Annotated in this window: 12 protein-coding genes and 4 pseudogenes; 9 read left to right on the top strand and 7 right to left on the bottom strand. The window is 61.6% G+C overall.

Features of this window, described 5'->3' with window-relative positions; all coding sequences use genetic code 11:
* The first annotated feature begins 122 nt into the window (after positions 1–122).
* A complete protein-coding gene (locus NKI01_RS08365; RefSeq protein ID WP_352962757.1) occupies positions 123–1,466 on the top strand; it encodes a hemolysin family protein in 1,344 nt (447 codons plus the stop codon).
* Here the strand turns inward: NKI01_RS08365 and NKI01_RS08370 are convergent.
* Positions 1,441–1,968 (bottom strand): annotated as a pseudogene (locus NKI01_RS08370) (DedA family protein). The gene NKI01_RS08365 and the pseudogene NKI01_RS08370 overlap by 26 nt on opposite strands.
* Positions 1,969–2,017: 49 nt before the next feature.
* Positions 2,018–2,479, bottom strand: a complete 462-nt coding sequence (locus tag NKI01_RS08375) for a CorA family divalent cation transporter (RefSeq protein WP_352962760.1) — start codon at positions 2,477–2,479, stop codon at positions 2,018–2,020.
* Between NKI01_RS08375 and NKI01_RS08380 the strand changes: the two are divergent.
* A pseudogene (locus NKI01_RS08380) lies at positions 2,449–3,144 on the top strand (LysR family transcriptional regulator); the annotation flags it as partial. The gene NKI01_RS08375 and the pseudogene NKI01_RS08380 sit on opposite strands and share 31 nt — an antisense overlap.
* A gap of 111 nt (positions 3,145–3,255) precedes the next feature.
* Positions 3,256–3,882 (top strand): annotated as a pseudogene (locus NKI01_RS08385) (LysR family transcriptional regulator substrate-binding protein); the annotation flags it as partial.
* A 131-nt stretch (positions 3,883–4,013) separates the two neighbouring features.
* Here the strand turns inward: NKI01_RS08385 and NKI01_RS08390 are convergent.
* Complete coding sequence (locus NKI01_RS08390) at positions 4,014–4,442, bottom strand: Ros/MucR family transcriptional regulator (protein WP_502899427.1); 429 nt, start codon at positions 4,440–4,442, stop codon at positions 4,014–4,016.
* A 205-nt stretch (positions 4,443–4,647) separates the two neighbouring features.
* Positions 4,648–5,709, bottom strand: a complete 1,062-nt coding sequence (locus NKI01_RS08395; RefSeq protein ID WP_352962766.1) for a site-specific integrase — start codon at positions 5,707–5,709, stop codon at positions 4,648–4,650.
* A 115-nt stretch (positions 5,710–5,824) separates the two neighbouring features.
* On the opposite strand from NKI01_RS08395, the gene dusA reads away from it, so the two are divergent.
* Positions 5,825–6,820, top strand: a complete 996-nt coding sequence (gene dusA / locus NKI01_RS08400; RefSeq protein WP_352962769.1) for a tRNA dihydrouridine(20/20a) synthase DusA — start codon at positions 5,825–5,827, stop codon at positions 6,818–6,820.
* Positions 6,821–6,829: 9 nt separating this feature from the next.
* On the opposite strand, the gene NKI01_RS08405 is transcribed toward dusA, so the two are convergent.
* Positions 6,830–7,534 (bottom strand): TIGR02281 family clan AA aspartic protease, encoded by a 705-nt coding sequence (locus tag NKI01_RS08405; protein ID WP_352482604.1) that lies wholly within the window; start codon positions 7,532–7,534, stop codon positions 6,830–6,832.
* 13 nt (positions 7,535–7,547) lie between these two features.
* On the bottom strand, positions 7,548–7,781 hold the full coding sequence (locus tag NKI01_RS08410) for a DUF1289 domain-containing protein (RefSeq protein WP_031193575.1): 234 nt from the start codon (positions 7,779–7,781) through the stop codon (positions 7,548–7,550).
* A gap of 174 nt (positions 7,782–7,955) precedes the next feature.
* Here NKI01_RS08410 and NKI01_RS08415 point away from each other — a divergent pair, with 174 nt between their 5' ends.
* A complete protein-coding gene (locus NKI01_RS08415; protein ID WP_352482679.1) occupies positions 7,956–8,954 on the top strand; it encodes a nicotinate-nucleotide--dimethylbenzimidazole phosphoribosyltransferase in 999 nt (332 codons plus the stop codon).
* 4 nt (positions 8,955–8,958) lie between these two features.
* On the opposite strand, the gene NKI01_RS08420 is transcribed toward NKI01_RS08415, so the two are convergent.
* Positions 8,959–10,473, bottom strand: coding sequence for a sensor histidine kinase (locus tag NKI01_RS08420; RefSeq protein ID WP_023717647.1), 1,515 nt, complete (start codon positions 10,471–10,473; stop codon positions 8,959–8,961).
* A gap of 75 nt (positions 10,474–10,548) precedes the next feature.
* Here NKI01_RS08420 and NKI01_RS08425 point away from each other — a divergent pair, with 75 nt between their 5' ends.
* From NKI01_RS08425 to NKI01_RS08440, 4 genes and pseudogenes are all read left to right on the top strand, one after another.
* Positions 10,549–11,172, top strand: coding sequence for a thermonuclease family protein (locus tag NKI01_RS08425; RefSeq protein WP_352962772.1), 624 nt, complete (start codon positions 10,549–10,551; stop codon positions 11,170–11,172).
* Between the two features lie 40 nt (positions 11,173–11,212).
* Positions 11,213–11,824: a glutathione S-transferase gene (locus NKI01_RS08430; RefSeq protein WP_023717645.1), complete on the top strand. Its 612-nt coding sequence runs from the start codon at positions 11,213–11,215 to the stop codon at positions 11,822–11,824.
* Positions 11,764–12,455 (top strand): annotated as a pseudogene (locus tag NKI01_RS08435) (uracil-DNA glycosylase family protein). The gene NKI01_RS08430 and the pseudogene NKI01_RS08435 overlap by 61 nt, the downstream one beginning before the upstream one ends.
* A gap of 201 nt (positions 12,456–12,656) precedes the next feature.
* Complete coding sequence (locus NKI01_RS08440) at positions 12,657–13,148, top strand: Lrp/AsnC family transcriptional regulator (protein WP_006333679.1); 492 nt, start codon at positions 12,657–12,659, stop codon at positions 13,146–13,148.
* Positions 13,149–13,157 lie beyond the last annotated feature (9 nt).

The raw sequence follows: 13,157 nt of genomic DNA on the forward strand, positions 1-13,157 counted from the left end.
TTTGGTCAATCTGCCACTCATTGACCGGCAGTCAGCGACGCTGTTCAAGGCCGAACGGCGGTTGCGCGATAGCGGCAAATACGCTTCAGAGATGACCGTAGCTTTTTCATACAGAGGATATCATGCCGGCGGACGATGGTAGTCTACGCGACATTCTTGGAATTTTGTTGGTTCTCGTACTCGTAGGCGCAAACGGCTTCTTTGTCGCCGCCGAGTTTGCCCTGGTAGCGGTTAGACGCAGCCGCGTCGACGAGCTTGCAGCTGCCGGGCGTTTGAACGCCGGGCAGCTTCAAAAAACCTTGGTCAATCTAGATGCCAATCTGGCCGCGACCCAGCTCGGCATCACCATTTCATCGCTGGCGCTCGGCTGGGTTGGCGAACCCGCACTTGCCCATCTGATCGAGCCACTGCTCTTAGGAGCAATGGGGTCGCTGGCCACGGCAGCTTCGCACACGATCGCCGTCGCAATCGCTTTCATCATCATCACCGCTCTTCACATTGTCCTGGGCGAGCTGGCGCCGAAAAGCCTGGCGCTCCAGCGCAGCGAGGGCACCGCACTCTGGGTCGTACGCCCGCTCGGCCTGTTCCTTTTTCTGCTCAGGCCGGCGATCCTCGCTCTGAACGGTCTCGGCAATCTGGTGCTGCGTCTGTGCGGTCTGCGGCCGGGCACAGGCGAGGAGTCCTTGCATTCACCCGAAGAGCTGAAGCTGCTTGTGGCGGCAAGCCAGGAGGCAGGGTTGCTCCACCAGACTCAACAGGAACTGGTCGAGCGCGTGTTCAACATCGGCGATCGGCGCATCGCCGACATCATGACGCCGCGCCGCGATATCGACTGGATCGACACTGACGACAGCCCGGACGAGGTTCTGCGCACCATCCGCAAATGTCGCCATGAACAGCTTCTGGTCGGCCGTGGCGGGATCGACGAACCGCTCGGCATGATTCTGAAGAAGGATCTCCTCGACCAGGTGCTCGACGGGAAAACGCTCGATCCAATGGCGGTCATCCGCGACCCCGTGATCGTCCACGAAGGAACGCCAATATTCCGCGTCCTCGATCAGTTCAAGCGGGCGCCGGTGCGTCTGGCGATCGTCATCGACGAATATGGCGCACTGGAGGGGATCGTCACCCAGACCGATCTGCTCGAAGCCATTGCAGGCGACCTTCCGGACCTGGATGGTGAAGACCCCGATGTCCTCGAGCGTGATGACGGTTCCCTGCTGATCGATGGGATGATGCTGGCGCACGATGCCTTCGCTCGCCTGGGCTTTCGATCAGGGGCGGCAGAGGGAGATTTTCATACGATCGCTGGATTCGCTTTGTCCCAGCTGGGTCACCTTCCGGAAGCTGGCGAGCACTTTGACTATCAGGGCTGGCGCTTCGAGATCCTCGATATGGACGGAAGGCGGATCGACAAGCTGCTCGCCCGGCGTGAGTCGCCTACATCCAAGCCTGCAGCCATTTGAGGCCGAACGCACCGGGCGCGAGTATCGCTGTCGCCCACAGCAAGGCCGAGGTGACGTTGGCGATCTGAAACGTCAAAGTAGGCATCTCACAGACGCCCGCAACCAATGGAACGGAGGCGCGCAACGGACCTGAGAAGCGCCCGATGAACACCCCCAGCCCACCCCAGCGTTCGAAGAAGGCGCGGCCACGGGGCATCAGGTCCGGCTACCGCTTCAGCGGCCAGTAGTGCGATACCCTGTCGCCCAAGCGAGTGCCGATCCAGAAGGACAGCCAGTCGCCCAGCACAGCGCCGACGATAGCGGCCAGCCATAAGGGCCAGAACGCGATTCCGCTTTCGCCGATCAGGAAACCGACGCCAACAAGGATTACGGTTGCGGGAAGCAGCAGCGAAATGAACGCCAGCGATTCCCCGAAGGCCAGCATGGCCACCACCGGAATGCCCCATGCCTCATGCGCGCGGATAAAAGCGATCGTCGCTTGAGTGGTCTCGTCGAGGCTCATTCGCTGGTTCCCGCTTCACCCCTGCAAAGGGGCGCATCCCGATGCTTAGCTAGAACCATCCCCGCCACTTGAACCACGCCAGTGGAACAATGGCGCTGAGGCCGATCATTGCCAACCCATAGGGGTAGCCGAAGGCCCAGTCATATTCGGGCATGGTCTTGAAATTCATGCCGTAGATGCCCGCGATCAGCGTTGGGGGAATGCCGACGATCGAGACGATGGTGAGGATCTTGAAGATGTCGTTCTGGGCGATGCCGATCAGCCCGACCATGGCATCTAGCAGGAATTGCACCTTGTCAGAGAGATGGACCTCATAGTCGTCGAGCGAAGCCACATCTTGCTTCAGGCCGTTCATTCGCGACGCGATTTGCACGTCGCCCCAGTCAGCGGTCATCCCGCATGCGAAATCGATGGCGCGCCCAAGGCCCAGTAACGCATCGCGCTTTTCCGAAAGATAGTCACCCAGCCGGCCGACATGGCGCGATAGAGGACCTCGCCGCGTCGATCGCACGGCGCGGCCTGCTCCAGAGCCTTAACGTCCGGCCAGTATTGGATGGCGAGGGTAACGAGACCGGCATGTTTGAGGTGCCGGCTGGCTGGCGCCGCTATCGCGCGCTGGAACTGCTGGTCAAGCAGAAGCGCATGATCAAGACCGAGCCAGTTCCCTGCGTCGTCAGCGACGCCCACAGCGCGGTCCCGATCGAGGAGGACTCGCTGGCCGAGAATTTTCAGCGCGAAGATTTACATCCCCTGGATATGTTCCGGGCCTTCCAGACCCTGCACGATCAGGGCGCCAGTCATGAGGAGATTGCGGCACGCTTCTTCGTGTCCGCTACCTTTGTCCAGCAGCGCCTGCGGCTCGCAAAAGTTTCGCCCAAGCTGCACGAGGTCTACGAGCAGGAGGGAATGCAACTCGAGCATCTCATGGCCTTTACCGTGACCGACGATCACGCCCGTCAGGAGCAGGTCTGGGAGGCGCTCGAAAACTCCTGGTCGAAGGAGCCGCAGCAGATCCGGCGCCTGCTGAGTCAGCTGAAGGTCTTCCGGGAAGTGTTGCGGGCCGGTTCGACACGGCGAGCAGCGGCAGCGCTCGGGATAAGCCAGCCGGCCGTCAGTCAACATGTCAAGCAACTCGAGACCACGCTCGGCATCACACTCTTCAAGAGATCAGCCAACCGCATCGTCCCCTTGCAGGAAGCCTGGGAACTCCTACGAAACGTAGAACTTGCCCTAACGTCCCTGGATCGGCTGGAAGCGTCGATCTTCGCTATGAAGAACGAGGAAAAGCAACGGATTGCGATTGCCGCGCCCTCTGTTTTCGGTTTCGTGACCTTGCCCAAGGTTGTGGCGATCATCCACTCAAAGACCGCTTCGAATGTCCGCTCGATTTCGGGAAGCTACGAGCAGATCGGCGAGCACATCCTGGCAGGGCGGGCGGATCTCGGAATTTCGAGATTGCCCCTGGATCCACGTCTGTTTGAATGGGCGCCGCTCGGGTCGGCACGAAACGTATGCATCTTTCATCCCGACCACCGTTTCTCAAAACAGACCTGCATTGAGGCTCACGACCTGGCAGGCGAAACGATCGTCGATATCGATCCCCAGTTCGCCGCCCACCAAATGAACTTCAATGCCTTGCGCTTCGCCGGCGTTGAGCCGGACATACTCGTGGAATTCGATTGCAACGGTCACGAAGCCGGATACGTTTCGGCTGGCCTAGGCATTTCGATAACCAATGAGATCATCGCGCGTGAATACGCGGCGTTTAACCTCGAAGCAAAACCGGTGGAACCGTCCGCGCTCTATCACTACGTCGCGATTTGGCAGAAGGGCCGGACCTTTTCGAATGCACTGAATGTGTCGCTCGAGGCGATCATCGCCGCGTTTTTGCAGATGCCATCTGTGAGCGGGTGATCATCCCTAGAGGATGGTGTCTTCAACAGCGGCTGCCTTTGAATGAGGGGTAAGGGTTCATCCCTATCAGAAAACGATCAGCCCGCACCCCTGCAACAGAACGCGGGCTTTTGAGCAAAATTGTCCCGATGTTAGCTCGTCTTGATGCCGATCTTGCGGCGCTTCGCTGGCGCCGCTTCAGGCTCAGGCGCTACAGGCTTGCGGCCCAAGCCGATCGCCTTCGCCATCGCCGATCGCACCGCGGCGTAGTTCGGCGCAACCATCGGATAGTCGGAGGGCAGGCCCCATTTCGCGCGGTACGCATCCGGTGACAGACCGTAATGGATGCCCAAGTGTCGTTTGAGCGATTTGAACTTCTTGCCGTCTTCCAGGCAGATGATGAAGTCAGGCGTCACCGATTTCTTGATCGGGACAGCAGGTGTAGGCTTCTCTTCCGCTTTGGGCGGGGCTGCTCCCTGCAGCTTGCGGATTGCTCCGTAGGTATCGGAAATTACGCGAGCGAGTTCCGCGATTGGAACCGGGTTGTTGCTGACATAGGCGGAAACGATGTCAGTGGTCATCTCCAGCAATTCCGCGTCGGACTTGATAAGATCTGAAGGCATTTGGCCAACCTTTCATTTGCTCTCCAGGTGCCGTAGCCCCGATCTACCTCAGCAACCTCGCTACAGCAAAGCGCACCCGTTGCACAAGACAAGAAGCTGCAATGATGAACGCGGGCAGCAGTGTATGCCCGCGACTCTGCGGGCGACCTTTTGACACTCACATCTATGCGGCGCGCGCTGCCAACAGCGCGTGAAGAGCCTCCGGCTTCAGATGGGTGTAGCGCTTCAACATTTTCCAGTCCTTGTGCCCAGTTACCAGCGCAACTTGTTCGATCGTGAACCCGGCCTCGAAAAGGCGGCTTGTCCCTTCGTGCCGCAAGTCATGAAAATGAAGGTCGTGGATGTCCAGGTCCGCGCACCCTCGACGGAAGGCGGTGCCGACTGACCTATGATTGAAGGGGAAAATTCGATCATCGTCATTGCTTCGCTTGGCCAGTCGGTCCTCGACAATGGCCCATGCGTCGTACCCAGTTGCCGCGAACAAGGGCATGCGTTGATTGTTCCCGTTTTTATTTCGCGGGTCTTTCCGGTCACGGATGAGAAGCATCCGCGTGCGGGCGTCCATGTCGGACCACCGCGCCTTGCAGATTTCCTCCTGGCGCATCGCCGTTGCGACGGCGAAACGTATGATCTGACCAACCGGCGCTATTTGACGAGGATTTGCATCGAAGTGGGCGATGAGCCTGTCGAGTTCATCCTGAGTCGGCCTCCTATCGCGCTGATTGCCCTTACCAAGGAGGCCAAGCCTCTTTAGGGCAATACGCGCGAGATCAACCGGTTCGACCTTGACGGGCAGGCCGTGCACCGCAGCGGCATGAGCCAGTATGAGTTTTACAAAGCCGATGTCGATGCCGAGCGTCATCGGTCCGGCACCTTGGGCGGCCCGGTCGCGCCCAAAACGAATGAGCCGTTCGCGATCGAGAGCCGCGATGTTGCACTTCCCCAGATGTCTTTGGATCATATCGAGAGCCGCAGCCTTGGAGCGGCGAGGGGACTTGCCTACATCACACATGTCGTCGATATGAAGGTCGATGAGTTCACCGAAAGTTTTCAGGCGCGCTATACGGGACTTGGTCGGCGTCTCACCACGATCGACTTGGCGCTCGGCTTCGGTTGCCCAGCGCCGTGCGTCGTCTCGGCGCAGGAAGGTCTCGCTGACGTAGCGACCCTTGCGACGGACTTGGACGCGCCAGGAACCGGACGAGAGTTTTGTGTAGGTGGCCATTTTTTCGTGTGCGCTCTGTGTGCACTGAGAGATCGAAACGTGGAGAAAAGGGTCGTATTCTGGCGTAAATTCGTGTGCACTCGGTAGGTTCTAACGATTTGATGTTAAAGAAAAAATGCTGAAAAATCAAGAGCATAGACTGGCTATTGCACCCATGATGGACTGGACGGACCGGCACTGCCGGTTCTTCCATCACCAATTGACGCGCGAGGCGCTGCTCTACACTGAGATGGTGGTGGCAGATGCGGTCATCCACGGCGCACGCGAGCGGCTGCTCGGCTTCGACGACAGCGAACATCCGGTGGCGCTGCAGCTCGGCGGCGCCGATCCGGGAAAGCTGGCCGAGGCGGCGCGCATCGGCGAAGCCTTCGGCTATGATGAAATCAACCTCAATGTCGGCTGTCCGTCCGACCGCGTCCAGTCGGGCACGTTCGGCGCCTGCCTGATGAAGACGCCGGTGCTCGTCGCGGATTGCGTCGCTGCGATGAAGGCGGCGGTGAAAATACCGGTTACCGTCAAGTGCCGCATCGGCGTCGACGAGCAGGATCCGGAACCGGCACTCGATGCCTTGGCCGACGGTGTTTTCGCGGCCGGCGCCGACGCGCTGTGGGTGCACGCCCGCAAGGCCTGGCTGGAAGGTCTGAGCCCAAAAGAAAATCGCGACGTCCCACCGCTCGACTATGGCCGCGTATATCGGCTGAAAGCCAGAAAACAAAACAAATTCATCGGCATCAATGGCGGCATTCAATCTCTTGCAGAGGCGCTGAGGCATCTCGACCATGTCGATGGCGCTATGCTCGGCCGCGCCGCCTATCACACGCCCGGGATACTGACCGGCATCGATGCCGCGTTTTACGGCGGCACGGCTGAGCCGTTCGATTTTGCCGCGCTGATCGATGCCATGGCGGATTACGCGGCACGCCATATCGAGCAGGGTGGACGCCTCGGGCATGTCACCCGGCACATGGTCGGGCTGTTTCACGGCCTGCCCGGTGCACGCCGCTATCGGCAGATCCTTTCCACCGAGGCGACAAAGCCGGGTGCCGGACCGCAGGTGCTCAAGGCGGCTTTCGCAGAAGTCGATTTCGGCAGGACCGCAGAGGCGGCCTGAGGAAAGAAGTTAATCCCGCAAAATCATGCGATCGCCACGGACGTCGAAGCCCGATAGCGAGCCGATGAAATTCATGCCGAGCAGGCTCTGGCCGAGCGTGCCGGGTGCGGCGATCATGATGGGCATGTCCTTGCGCACGATGCCGCCGATCGACAGCTCATCGGTTTTTACGGCGGCGGCGCGTGTCATGCCGTTGGCGGTAGAGATCGGTATGGTGAAGCGGAGAGCCGCCGAATTGAACCCGACCGCCAGTGCGTCCTCGGCGGTCAGCACGGTGCTGGTCGCGCCGGTATCGACAACCGTCAGGATCGGCGTTCCGTTGATCGTGACACGCGCTTCGAAATGGCCGTTGCCGGCCTTGTCCAGGGTGACGGTGGCATGGCCTTCGTCCACGCCCAGTGCCAGCGGACTGCCGGGAACAAAGCCGGCGGTGACGCGGCTGGCGAAATCCTGCAACTCATAGCGGTACTGATAGCCGGCGATCAGCGCCAGCACGATGGCACCCCAGGCGCCGAGGCTGCGGGCCATGGTGCCTAACGGCCTGCCCGATCTGAGCAGGCCGGCGCCGACGAGCGCCGCTAAAGCGCCAAGCCAGATCAGCTGGCTGAAATCGTAATTCTCAATGCCGAACGTGCTGCCGGCGGAATCGTTGAGCATGAGCAGGAGCACACCCGCCCCGATCGCGACGATCAGAATCCACAACAGTCGGTTCATCTCTGCGGCCGGTTCACGAGAGGGCGTCGCGTTCGCGTGCCATGCGGCTGCGACGGGTTTCCCGGCGGGGGCGTCGCTCGACCGTTTCCAGCCTTGCCGGCAGCTCGGCCATGACGCTGCGGCGGGTTTGCGGGGTCATGTCGATCCAGGCGGCGATTTCCTCGCGCGTGCGCCCGCAACCGAAACAGAAACCGGTTTTCATGTCGATCGAGCAGACCAGGATGCACGGGGATTCAATGGCCGTCATGAGGATTTCCTTGGCTAGCCTCCACATGGTGCAACGACAAAGTCAATGCAAGCCCTCCGGGGTGCGCCGCCAACAAGTGCTTTCGCGTCAATACCGCCAAGTTACGCCGAGGTTGTGCCGGCTGGCCAAGGCGGCTATGCCGCTCACCAATTCACAGGGACGATCGCCATCGACATGACCAGCGCGCTGCCTTTCGACGATTTTCGCGACCTTCTGGTGAGCCTGCCGCCGGCAGATATGGCGGCCAACGCCCGCGTGCGCCAGTTGTTTGCCAAGGCAGACAAGCCCAAAGGCTCGCTCGGCCGCATCGAGGACGTCGCCGCCTGGCTCGCCGGCTGGAGCGGCCGCGCGCCACCGGCGGTGACGCGGCCATTGGTGGCGCTCTTTGCCGGCAATCATGGCGTCACCCGCCACGGCATTTCGCCGCGCCCCGCCGCCGCCACGGCAAATGCGGTCGAGCTCTGCGCCGCCGGCGGTGCAGCGATCAACCAGATCTGCATCGCCAACGATCTCGGCTTGAAGGTGTTCGATCTGGCTCTGCACATTCCAACAGCCGACATCACCGAGGACGCGGCACTGGACGAGCGCGGTTGCGCCGCCACCATGGCCTTCGGCATGGAAGCGATTGCCGGCGGCACCGACCTGCTTTGCCTTGGCGACCTCGGCGTCGGCAATTCGACTGTCGCCGCGGCTCTTTGCGCGGCGCTGTTCGGCGGCACCGGCGCCGACTGGGTCGGCCCTGGATCGGGGGCCAACGCAGCGATGCAGAGGCGCAAGGCGGAGGTGGTCGATGCCGCGATGGCGTTTCACGGCGCGAGCCTCAAGGATCCGCTGGAAGCGCTTCGCCGGGTCGGTGGACGGGAATTCGCAGCGATCTGCGGCGCCATTCTGGCGGCGCGGATGCAGAAGATCCCGGTGCTGCTCGATGGGTTTGCGGTGACCGCGGCCGCTGCCGCCCTATATGCCGCCAACCCCGCCGCGCTCGATCATTGTCTCCTCGCAAGCCTATCGCCGGAGCCGGGCCATGCCAAGGCCGCCGAGCGCCTCGGCCTTCGCGCGCTGCTCGATCTGGGCGTCAGCCAGGGCGAGGGGGTAGGGGCGGCTCTTGCCGCTGGACTGGTCAAGGCGGCCGCGCTGACCAGCTCCGGCATGGCAGCCGCGGTCCGCGGTTAAGCATTCAGCGCCGGCGCGAAGCAACCGCCTTGGTCGGCAGCGCCGGCAGTTCCTCCATCACCCGGCTCAGCGGGAAGATGGCGATCGCCTCGGTGCCTTCGCGTAGCCTGGAATGGAGCTGGAATTCGCCGCCATGCATGGCCAGCAGGCCCTGCACGATCGGCAGGCCAAGCCCGGTGCCCTGTTCGGCGCTCTTGATGGCGATCGAGCCCTGGCCGAAGGCCGAGAGTACGATCGGGATCTCGTCTTCCGGTATGCCCGGCCCATTGTCCTTGACGGAGAGATATTGCCCGCCGCCCGCCGTCCAGCCGACGCGCACGCGGATTTCGCCGCCGGTGGCGGTGAACTTGATGGCATTGGACAAGAGGTTGAGCGCAATCTGCCGCACCGCGCGTTCGTCGGCGAACAGGCGCGGCAAGGCGTTTTCGAAATCCTGGACGATGCGGATGTCCTTGTTGCGCGCCTTCAGCTCCATCATGTGGCAGCAATCCTCGACGACGGAGAGCAGCATCATCGGCTCCTCATTGAGCTGGTAGCGACCCGCTTCGATGCGCGACAAGTCGAGGATTTCGTTGATCAGGTCGAGCAGATGCTGTCCGGAGTCATGCACGTCGCGGGCATAGTCGCGATAGGTCGGGTTGCTCATCGGGCCGAGCACCTCGTTGGCCATCACTTCGGAAAAGCCGAGAATGGCGTTGAGCGGCGTGCGCAGTTCGTGACTCATCGAGGCCAGGAAACGTGATTTCGCCAGATTTGCGTCTTCCGCCCGCCGCCGTGCCTCGTCCGACATCGATTTCGCCGTCTCCAGTTCGGCGATCAGCGCGTCCTTTTCGGAGCGGAACGACAGCAGCATCAGCGAGGAACGGTTGAGCTGGCGCGCCACATAGGCGAAGAAAGGCAGCGAAGCGATCAGCAAACCTGCCATGATCACCTCGACGGGCAGCCATAGTTTCGCACTGGCATAGGCATAGATGGCGACCGGGAGGGCGAAGGTCGCCAACAGCGCACCGCGCAGGGACGATGCCAGGATCGCGGTTGCCGACATGGCGAGCAGCAGCACCACCGCCTTGGCGACCTGGAACTGATCGATTTGGCAAGTTTCGCAGCCGAGCCATGCGAACCAGGCCCAGCCAAGCCCGCAAAGAAAATGGCCGATCAGGAAATCCCTATGCGTTTCCAGCGGGTTGAGCTCGGACGCCTGAGTGACGCGTCTCGCCATGAATGCAACGATGGTGTAGCAGATGAATGTGAACAGCGCCCAGACGCCGATCTCCTTGCCGACGCCCGCGAGCAAGCCTGCGGCGGCAGTTGCCAGAACGAGCAGCGGGACGACGATCACGCCGCCGGTCATCGACAGCGCGTGGAGCTTCAACAGCTCGCGGTCGAAGTCGGGATTTCCGGCTTGCTGCGAAAGACGGTCGCGCGTCTTGCGGACCGCGCGCGCGACATCGCTGTTGCGATGGCGTTTCCTGCGGTCCACAATAAACTTGTCCGCCGTGGTCGAGCGTTGCAGGGGCATGAAGTCTTCAATTTACGCGGGCAGCAATTTCAAATCGTTAAGCTACGTTCGAATGATTAACCAACGGTTTGCCATATGAGCCGTTCGTGGTCGCGATGGCCGCGCCAGCGATACTATGCGCCGCGCCCGCGAAGCCGGTGGCGCAGGCTGATGGACTATGGGCTGACGCTCATCGTGCTTGGCCTGCTGATCCTCCTGGCGGCGCGCCTCGACCGGGTGGAGACGCGCAAGGCGGAGGGCGCCGCGCTCGTCAATGACGGCGATAGCATCACCCTCGGCAGCGAGCGTGTCCGCATGCGCGGCATCGACGCGCCGGAATATTCGCAGATCTGCCGCAAGGACGGTGCCGACTATCCCTGCGGCAAGCTCGCGCGGCAGTCCCTGGTGCGGTTGATTGCCGGCAAAGCGGTTTCCTGCAGCGGCCGGCAGCGCGACCGTTACGGCAGGCTGCTCGGCGATTGCAAGGTCGGCGGCAAGGATCTCAACCGCGCTCAGGTCGAGGCCGGCTGGGCGGTCGCCTTTGGCGACTTCGAGACCGAGGAAGCCGCTGCGCGCGCAGGCAAGGCCGGCATCTGGGCCGGAACTTTCGACGAGCCGAAGAACTGGCGCGAGAGCCACGGGCACGAGCTGGTCGAAAGAAAACACGGGACCTTGGCGTCGATCGGCGACGCCCTGCGGGAGATTTTTCGCTTCTGGTGAGCTGCGCCTATAATTCGTCGTACGGACGAGGAGGATAGAGATGAAGCTGTTCGACGGCGGGCGCGCGCCCAATCCACGTCGGGTTCGGATTTTCCTGGCTGAAAAGGGAGTTGAAGTTCCGCTGGTGCCGGTCGACATGGGTGCGCTGGAGCACAAAGAGCAGCCGGTCAGCTCGCGCAATCCGCTGAAGCGTCTGCCGGTGCTCGAACTCGACGATGGCACCATCATCACCGAGTCCGTCGCAATCTGCCGTTACTTCGAGGAACTGCACCCCGAGCCGGCTTTGTTCGGGCGTGGTGCGCTGGGCAAGGCAATCGTCGAGATGTGGCAAAGGCGCGTGGAGTTCAATCTGTTCGGCTGCGTCTCCGCGGCGTTCCGGCATATCCATCCCGCAATGAGGGAATGGGAGATCCCGCAAATCCCCGAATGGGGCGAGGCCAACAAGCCGAAGGCGATCGAATTCCTGAGATTTCTGGACACTGAGCTCGCCGGCAGGGAATTCGTCGCCGGCGATACCTATTCGATCGCCGACATCACCGGGCTGGTCGCCATCGACTTCATGAAGCCGGCTCGCATCAAGGTACCCGAAGAGTGCACCAACGTGCTGCGCTGGTATCGGGCAATCTCAAGCCGGCCGAGTGCCGCCGCCTGACAATGAGTTCCGAATGAGCGAAGAGTTGGAAGCCTTGGCAGCGAGGGTACGCGCCTGCCGCATCTGCGTCGATAAGCCGGCCGGCAGGCCATTGCCGCACCAGCCGCGTCCGGTGCTCAGGCCATCTTCGAGCGCCCGCATCCTGATCGCCAGCCAGGCGCCGGGTACCAAGGTCCACGTGTCAGGCATGCCGTTCACCGACGCCTCCGGCGACCGGCTGCGAAGCTGGCTCGGCGTCGGCAGCGAGGAATTCTATGACACGGACAAGTTTGCCATTGTGCCGATGGGCTTTTGCTTTCCGGGTCAGGACGCCAAGGGCGCCGACCTGCCGCCGCGCCGCGAATGTGCGCCGGCCTGGCGCGTATCGCTGATGGCGCTGATGCCGCAAGTCGATCTGGTGCTGACGATCGGCATCTACGCGCAAAGCTGGCATATGGGCGCGGCGCGCCGTCCCTCGCTGACAGAAACAGTCTTGGACTGGCGCGCCATCTGGACGGCACCGACTGAGCCGAAAGTCCTGCCGCTGCCGCACCCGTCCTGGCGCAACACCGGCTGGCTGAAGCGCAATCCATGGTTTGAAATGGATTTGCTGCCCTTTCTGAGATCGGAAATCCGCTATCGCATCGGCTAGGCTTTCAGCAAGAAATCACTCGCTTTCGCGCTATCCGACAGAATTTCTTTCTTGTAAAAGGCCATGACAAGAGGGAATATGGTAATCTATTCCTCGAAGCGCGTAGCGCATGAGGGGACGCGTTAAATTCTTGTTTTTATGCATATCGTTGTGCCAAAGCCGCTGCGCACTTTGGACGACTTGCATCAGGGGGAGCACCCAATGGACCGCCTCGATAGAAAAATCCTCCGCCTCCTGCAGGAGGATGCGACGCTTGCGGTCGCCGACGTCGCCAAGAAGGTCGGCCTGTCGACGACGCCGTGCTGGCGGCGCATCCAGAAGCTCGAGGAAGAGGGCGTCATCAAGCGGCGCGTCGCCATCCTCGACCATGAAAAGGTCAATGTGCGGGTCACGGTGTTTGTGTCGATCCGCACCAATTCGCACAGCCATGAATGGCTGCGGCGCTTTTCGGAGGTCATCCAGGAATTTCCCGAAGTGGTCGAATTCTACCGCATGAGCGGCGATGTCGACTATCTCTTGCGCGTCGTGGTGCCCGACATCGCCGCCTACGACGCCTTCTACAAGCGGCTGATCGCCAAGATCGAGATCCGCGACGTGTCGTCTTCCTTCGCCATGGAGCAGATCAAATACACCACCGAGATGCCGCTGGATTACATGGTGCTCGACAAGGAGTCCGGCGCCAACGCCGCTTGAGATTCTTCT

The sequence above is a fragment of the Mesorhizobium sp. M0815 genome, from assembly GCF_040319995.1.
Classification (GTDB): Bacteria; Pseudomonadota; Alphaproteobacteria; order Rhizobiales; family Rhizobiaceae; genus Mesorhizobium.